The organism is Microbacterium sp. K35, from assembly GCF_004794375.1.
Lineage (GTDB): Bacteria > Actinomycetota > Actinomycetes > Actinomycetales > Microbacteriaceae > Microbacterium > Microbacterium sufflavum.
Window position 1 is genome coordinate 1 of sequence record NZ_SSDM01000201.1, and the last position, 6,943, is coordinate 6,943.

8 protein-coding genes are annotated in these 6,943 nt (G+C 73.1%); 5 read left to right on the forward strand and 3 right to left on the reverse strand.

The window, feature by feature from the left end; genetic code table 11:
- Window positions 1-1,261, reverse strand: a 1,261-nt coding sequence (locus DW299_RS07610; protein ID WP_136036232.1) for an amidohydrolase, incomplete at its 3' end; no start/stop codon positions are given.
- A 69-nt stretch (window positions 1,262-1,330) separates the two neighbouring features.
- Between DW299_RS07610 and DW299_RS07615 the strand changes: the two genes are divergently transcribed.
- The 5 genes from DW299_RS07615 to DW299_RS18945 are packed head-to-tail and all read left to right on the forward strand — an operon-like array spanning window position 1,331 to window position 4,222.
- Window positions 1,331-2,002 carry a TetR/AcrR family transcriptional regulator gene (locus DW299_RS07615; protein WP_136036233.1) on the forward strand — a complete coding sequence of 224 codons (672 nt, stop codon included), beginning with the start codon at window positions 1,331-1,333 and terminating at the stop codon, window positions 2,000-2,002.
- Window positions 2,003-2,011: 9 nt separating this feature from the next.
- A complete protein-coding gene (locus DW299_RS07620; RefSeq protein ID WP_136036234.1) occupies window positions 2,012-2,644 on the forward strand; it encodes a metal-dependent transcriptional regulator in 633 nt (210 codons plus the stop codon).
- Window positions 2,645-2,680: 36 nt separating this feature from the next.
- Window positions 2,681-3,490: an HAD-IIA family hydrolase gene (locus DW299_RS07625; RefSeq protein WP_136036235.1), complete on the forward strand. Its 810-nt coding sequence runs from the start codon at window positions 2,681-2,683 to the stop codon at window positions 3,488-3,490.
- A 1-nt stretch (window position 3,491) separates the two neighbouring features.
- Complete coding sequence (locus DW299_RS07630; protein ID WP_136036236.1) at window positions 3,492-4,061, forward strand: YdeI/OmpD-associated family protein; 570 nt, start codon at window positions 3,492-3,494, stop codon at window positions 4,059-4,061.
- The gene (locus DW299_RS18945; RefSeq protein WP_168387172.1) at window positions 4,058-4,222 is read left to right on the forward strand and encodes a hypothetical protein; all 165 of its coding nucleotides are present in this window, start codon (window positions 4,058-4,060) and stop codon (window positions 4,220-4,222) included. Before DW299_RS07630 ends, DW299_RS18945 begins: the two co-directional genes overlap by 4 nt.
- A 27-nt stretch (window positions 4,223-4,249) precedes the next feature.
- Here the strand turns inward: DW299_RS18945 and DW299_RS07635 are convergent, their stop codons facing one another.
- The gene (locus DW299_RS07635; protein ID WP_136036237.1) at window positions 4,250-5,881 is read right to left on the reverse strand and encodes an ABC transporter ATP-binding protein; all 1,632 of its coding nucleotides are present in this window, start codon (window positions 5,879-5,881) and stop codon (window positions 4,250-4,252) included.
- A partial coding sequence (locus DW299_RS07640; protein ID WP_136036238.1) for a serine hydrolase domain-containing protein occupies window positions 5,878-6,943 on the reverse strand: 1,066 nt, incomplete at its 5' end. The genes DW299_RS07635 and DW299_RS07640, both read right to left, overlap by 4 nt.

Below are 6,943 nucleotides of genomic sequence, written 5' to 3' on the forward strand. Positions count from 1 at the left end.
CCCGGGCGGCCCGGGCGGGGCCGAGGCGCCGCGACCAGTCGTCGGAGGCGTCGGCCTTGCGCCACTGCAGGTGCAGCGGCTGCATCGATGCGGTGATGCCGGCGGCGGCGATGCGGGCGACGTCGCGGTCGGTCGTGGTCTCCAGGTGCTCGATGCGGTGCGGGGCTCCGGTGGCGCAGCGCGCGCCCGCGGCGAGGTAGGCGTCGACGACCTCGCCGACCGCGCGGTCGCCGATCGCGTGGGTCGCGACCTGGAAGCCGGCGTCGGCGTAGCGCCGCACGGTGCGGGCGTAGGCGGCGGCGTCCTTCCAGAAGGGCTCCGTGCCGCCGCCGGCCGTATCGGGCTCGTACAGCCACGCGGTGCCCGTCTCGACGACCCCGTCGGCGTACAGCTTCACGACCCCGCCGCGCCACCGCTCGCCGCGGCGGTCGCGCATCCGCAGGTTCTCCGCCGTGCGGTCGGCGTCGAACCCGGGCTCGTGGTCGATTGCAGACACGATGCGGAGGGGCAGACCCGGGCCGTGCTCGAGACCGTCGAGCAGGGCGAGCGTGGCGAAGCCGCCGTCCATGATGGTGCCGCCCGTGAGGCCGGAGTCCCGCAGTCCGCGCAGCAGCTCGTGGCCCGCCGCGAGGGTCTGCGTGCGGTCGAGGGCGGGGGCGGCGAGGCGCACGGGCTCGTACGCCGCGAGCTCGCGCAGCTCCCCGGTCGGCCGCCCGTCGCCGTCGACGACGATGCACGAGGAGTCGTCGGTCTCGCGGGGCCCGGTGATGCCGGCGCGGCGGAGACCCTCGTGACTGGCGAGGGCGGTGTGCCCGTCGAACACGATGAACAGGGCGGGGAGCCCGCGCACGGCGTCGTCGATCGCATCGGCGGTCATGGGGAGCTCGTGGAAGACGTCGTAGTCGAGGTTCCAGCCGCGCACCCACGGGTCGCGGTCGTCGCGCAGCGCGCGGTCGGCCTCGGCGCGCAGGGCCGCCAGGAAGCCGGTGCCGGTGGTGATGCCGCCGAGGTCGACCCCGGCGGTGAGCTCGAGCCCCTGCAGCGGGTGGAGGTGGGCGTCGATGAGCCCCGGGGTGACCGCGGCTCCCGCGAGGTCGTGGACGACGGTGCGCGGGCCGCGCAGTTCCCGCACGAGCGCGTCGTCGCCCACCGCGAGGAAGCGGCCGTCGCGCACGGCGAACGCCGAGGCCTCCGGGCGGCGGGGGTCCATGGTCACGACGCGCGCGCCGGTGACGATAGTGTCGGCGTCGAAACCCGTCATGGCGTTCTTCCTCGAGCGAATTGAAAGAGTTTCAATAAAGTAGCAGACACCGAGCAGGAGTGAGCCACGATGACGAAATCCCCGCGCAGCGTGGGCCGCCCGTCGACCAGGGTGCTCACCGAGGAGCGGATCCTCACGGCGGCGTTCCGGCTCAGCGCCGAGCGCACACCACGGCAGTTCACGATGACGGCGCTCGCGGAGTCCCTGGGCGTGCGCACCTCGGCGCTCTACCACCACTTCGAGAGCCGCGACGCCGTGATCCGGGCGATGCGCGGGCGGATCAGCCGCGACCTCGCCACCCCCGAGCCCGGGGCCCTGCCACTGGAGGACGCGCTCCTCGCCTGGGCGCACAGCTACCGCGACGCCACGATCGCCGCACCCCAGGCGATGGTCATGCTCGCCACCTCCCCCATCGACGCCGACGAGGGCTCGTTCGCCGACTACGAGCAGATCGCCCGCCTGCTCGCCGACGACGGCTGGCCCACCGACACCATCGTCGACGCGATCGTCGCCCTGGAGTCCTTCATCATCGGATCCGCCCTCGACGCCCTCGCCCCGGCGGACAACATGTCGCCCGGCGACCTCGCCCCCGCCTACCCGAGCTTCGCCGAGGCCGAGCGCGCTCGCGCCCGCCTCAGCTCGGACCCCGCCCGCCGCACGTTCGAGATCGGCGTGCGCGCCCTCATCCACGGCCTCACCGCGTGGGCGCGCGCCGAAAGAGCCTCCGACGCCACCGCGTAGGCTGGACGGGTGGCCTCCCCCGCAGCTGACGACTACCTCAAGACCGTCTACGCCCACACCGAATGGCAGGACGCCCCGATCACCCCGTCGGTGCTGGCGGCCAAGCTCGGCATCGCCCCGTCGTCGGTCACCGAGATGGTGAAGAAGCTCGCCGCCGCGGGGCTCGTGTCGCACGTGCCCTACGGTGCCGTGCGGTTGACCGAAGCCGGGACGACCAGAGCCCTCGCGATGGTGCGGCGCCACCGCCTCATCGAGACCTGGCTCGTGCAGGAGTTCGGCTACGGGTGGGACGAGGTGCACGACGAGGCCGAGGTGCTGGAGCACACCATCAGCGACCGGCTGCTCGAGGGCATCGACGCCCGCCTGGGCCGCCCGCGCTTCGACCCGCACGGCGACGCGATCCCCGACGCCGACGGGCACATCGAGCGGGAGCCGTTCGTGCTGCTCGCCGACGCCGCGGAGGGGCACAGCGGTCGCGTGCTGCGGGTCGACGACCGCGACTCCGACCTGCTGCGGGCCCTGGAGGCCGAGGGGCTCACGGTCGGCAGCACCGTCGAGGTCCTCGCCGACGGCGTGCGCCTGGACGGCGTCGCGCGAGCCCTTCCCGACGGAAGCGCCGGCGTCGTGTGGATCACCGCCTGAGACCTGCCGGAAACACGCGGCCTCTAGGCTGAGCACATGGCACACCGTGACGACATCGAATGCTGGCTCACCGACATGGACGGCGTGCTCGTCCATGAGAACGACGCCATCCCCGGGGCCTCCGAACTGCTCGCCGGGTGGGAGCGCAACGACATCCCCTACCTGGTGCTGACGAACAACTCGATCTTCACCGCCCGCGACCTCTCCGCCCGCCTGCGGCAGAGCGGCCTGGTCGTCCCGGAGGAGCGCATCTGGACCTCGGCGCTCGCGACGGCCGACTTCCTGGCCCAGCAGCTGCCCGGCGGCTCCGCCTTCGTGATCGGCGAGGCCGGCATCCTCACGGCCCTGCACGAGGCGGGCTTCATCATGACCGAGACGAACCCCGACTTCGTGGTGGTCGGCGAGACCCGCAACTACTCGTTCGAGGCGATCACCAAGGCCATCCGTCACATCATCAACGGCTCGCGGTTCATCGTCACCAACCCCGACGCGACGGGCCCGAGCATCGACGGCGTGCTGCCGGCCACCGGCGCGATCGCCGCGCTCATCACGAAGGCGACCGGCAAGGAGCCCTACGTGGTCGGCAAGCCCAACCCGATGATGTTCCGCTCGGCGCTGAACAAGATCGGCGCGCACTCCAAGAAGACGGGCATGATCGGCGACCGCATGGACACCGACATCGTCGCCGGCATCGAGGCCGGCCTGCACACCGTGCTCGTGATGACCGGCATCAGCGATCGGCGCAGCATCGAGCAGTACCCGTTCCGGCCCGACGAGATCGTCGACTCCGTCGCCGACCTGCTGCCGACCATCACCGCATCGATCCCCACGCTGGACGAGGACTGACGTGGGCGCCCTCGACGACGGCGAGCGGATCGCGGCGGCCGACGCCGCGGCCTGGCGCGCCTGGCTCGAGGAGCACCACGAGCGCACCGCGGGCGTGTGGCTGCTGAGCGTGCGCGGCCGCTCCGCCGTCGGCGTCGGCTATGAGGACGCGGTGCGGCAGGCGCTGTGCTTCGGGTGGATCGACGGCCCGGTGCGCAGCTTCGACGACCAGACGAACGGCCAGTGGTTCTCGCCGCGGCGGCCCAACAGCGGGTGGGCGGCGACGAACAAGGCGCGCATCGCCGAGCTGGAGGCCGCCGGGCTGCTGGCCCCCGCGGGCGTCCGGGCCCTGGAGGTCGCGAAGGCCAACGGCTCGTGGACCCTGCTCGACGGACCGGAGGCGGGCATCGAGCCGCCCGAGCTCACGGCCGCACTCGACGCGGACCCCGCCGCCCGTGAGAACTGGGACGCGTTCCCGAAGTCGGTGAAGAAGTTCGGGCTCACGCACATCGCGATGGCCAAGCGACCGGAGACGAAGGCCGCCCGCATCGCGAAGATCGTGGCGGACGCCGCGGAGGGGAAACGCCCATGACCCAGAACGACCTGCTGTTCCTCGTGCTGATCCTGATCGGGCTCACGTCGCTCACCGTGATCATCGTGCAGTTCGTGCGCTCCCGTCGCGGCCGCGGCTCGGACGACGGGCGTGCCGGCTGGTGGGAAGGCCCCTGGGACGACGACGACCGCCAGCGCTGAGCCCGCGGCCGTCGCCTCCGGCCGCGGTCAGGACGCCAGCGAGGCCCCGGGGATCGCCGCCAGCAGCTCCCGCGTGTACGGGTGCTGCGGAGCGTCGAAGATGCGCTCCGGCGTGCCGCTCTCGACCACGACCCCGCGCTGCATCACGTGCACCTCGTCGGAGATCATCCGCACGACCGCGAGGTCGTGGCTGATGAAGAGGTAGCTGAGGCCGAGGCGCGTCTGCAGCTCCGCCAGCAGATCGAGGATCTGCGCCTGCACCAGCACGTCGAGCGCCGACACGGCTTCGTCGAGCACCACCAGCTCGGGTTCGAGCGCCAGCGCCCGCGCGATCGCCACGCGCTGCCGTTGTCCGCCGGAGAGCTCGTGCGGCAGCCGCTCGGCCATCGCGGCCGGGAGCGCCACCTGCTCCAGCAGCTCCAGGACGCGGGCGTGACGCGAGGCCGCGGTGCCGATGCGGTGCACGCGCAGCGGTTCCGCGATCGACTGCTCCACGGTGAACCGCGGGTCGAGCGAGGCGTAGGGGTTCTGGAACACCGGCTGCACGCGGCGGCGCAGCGCGAACAGCTCCTTGCGGCGCAGCGTGGTGAGGTCGAGCCCGTCGAACAGGATCGATCCGGAGGTGGCGTCCTCCAGCCCCAGCACCATGTTCGCGGTCGTGGACTTGCCCGACCCGGACTCCCCCACGATCGACACGGTCGTGCCGCGGCGGATCGTGAGGCTCACACCGTCGACCGCCGTGAAGGTCTGGGGCTCCCCGGCCTTGGCGCCGCGCACCGGGAACTCCTTGCGCAGGTCGCGGATCTCCACGAACGGCACGGCGTCGGTCGCGGCCGTGCGCGCGGGCAGGGCGTCGCGCCGGGAGGAGAGGCTCGGCGCCGCGGCCAGCAGCTGCCTGGTGTACTCGTGCTGCGGGTTGCCCAGCACCTGGGCGGACGTGCCCTCCTCGACCACGCGGCCCCGGAACATGACCACGATGCGGTCGGCGCGCTCGGCCGCGAGCGCCAGGTCGTGCGTGATGAGGAAGACCGCGGTCCCGAGCTCGTCGGTGAGCTGGTCGAGCTGGTCGAGGATGCGGCGCTGCACCGTGACGTCGAGGGCCGAGGTGGGCTCGTCGGCGATCAGCAGCCGGGGCTTGCACGCGAGCCCCATCGCGATCAGCACGCGCTGGCGCATCCCGCCGGAGAACTCGTGCGGGTACTGCCGTGCGCGCCGGGCGGCGTCGGCGATGCCCACCATCTCCAGCAGCTCGACCACGCGGACCTTCGTCGCCTCGCCGCTGGTGTGACCGTGCACCTCCAGCGCCTCGCCGATCTGCTCCCCCACGCGCATGAGCGGGTTGAGGTTCGACATCGGGTCCTGCGGCACGAGGCCGATCCCGGCGCCGCGCAGCGAGATCATCGCGCTCTCGGGCAGCTCGGTCAGCTCGCGCCCGTCGAAGCGGATGCTGCCCGCCGTGATCACGCCGTTCTCGGGGAGCAGGCGGTTGACGGCGGCGGCGGTCGTGGACTTCCCCGAGCCGGACTCGCCGACCACCGCGACGGTCTCGCCCGCGGCGATGTCGATGTTCACGTCGCTGATCGCGGTGATCAGCTCGGAACCGGTCCGGAAGGCGACGGCGAGGCCGTCGATGCTCAGCACGGGCGGGGTGGTGCTCATGGGGTACTCGTTCCTTCGGGGTCCAGGAGGGCGGGCAGCGCCGCACGCCACAGGGTCTCGGTCGGGGCGATCTCGGCTGCGAGGAGACGGGTGCTCAGCAGCACGGCCGCGGTCCCCGTCGCCGGCACGAGGCCGAGCGCGCAGCCGGTGTAGCCCGGGTGCCACAGCAGGCGCGTGGGGCGGCCGTCGACCGGCACGGTGTCGCTGCGCCAGCCCAGGGCCTGACCGGCGTCCGGGCCGTCGCGGAAGAAGTCGGCGACCGCGTCGGGGTGCCAGAGGTCGGTGTGCCGGTCGGCGTCGGCGAGCGCGGCGCCGAGCGTGAGCAGGTCGTCGACCGTGCCGAACAGGCCCGCGTGCCCGGAGACGCCGCCGAGCGCGTGGAAGCAGTTGCCGTCGTTGACGCTGCCGGCGATCTCGTCCTCCCGCCACGGGAAGTGCCGGCGCGACGTGAGGATCGGGTAGGGGTCGCCCGTGGCCACCATGCGGCGCTCGGCGGCGTCGCCGATGCCGGAGGACGCGACGGGAGGGCCGACGGGGCCGTAGCCCGTGTGCGCGAGTCCCAGCGGCGCGGTCACCAGCTCGCGCACGGCGGCGTCGAGCGGAAGGCCGGTCACCGCGGTGATGAGGCGCCCGAGCAGGATGAAGCCCAGGTCGGAGTAGTGCCGCCCCTCGTCGAGGCCGTAGCGCAGCGGCAGGGCGTCCACGACCGCGTCGGCGGGGGCGGGGTCGAGGTACAGCGGCTGCCACTCCCACAGTCCGGCGCGGTGCTGCAGCAGGTGGCGCACCGTGGTGCCGGGAGCGCACGCGGTGCCCGGGAGGAAGCGGTCGACCGGGTCGTCGACGCCGAGGTCGCCCGTGCTCACCAGGCGCAGCAGAGCCGTGGTGGTGGCCGCGACCTTCGACACCGAGGCGAGGTCGAAGGCGGTGTCGCGCGTGACCGGGGTTCCCGCAAGGTCCGCGAGGCCACCCACCGCGACGTCACGCGAGGTGCGCGTGACCACCCCGGCGACCACCGCGCGGGGGGCGGTGTCGCCGCGCATCACCGCCGCGACGGACCCCGCG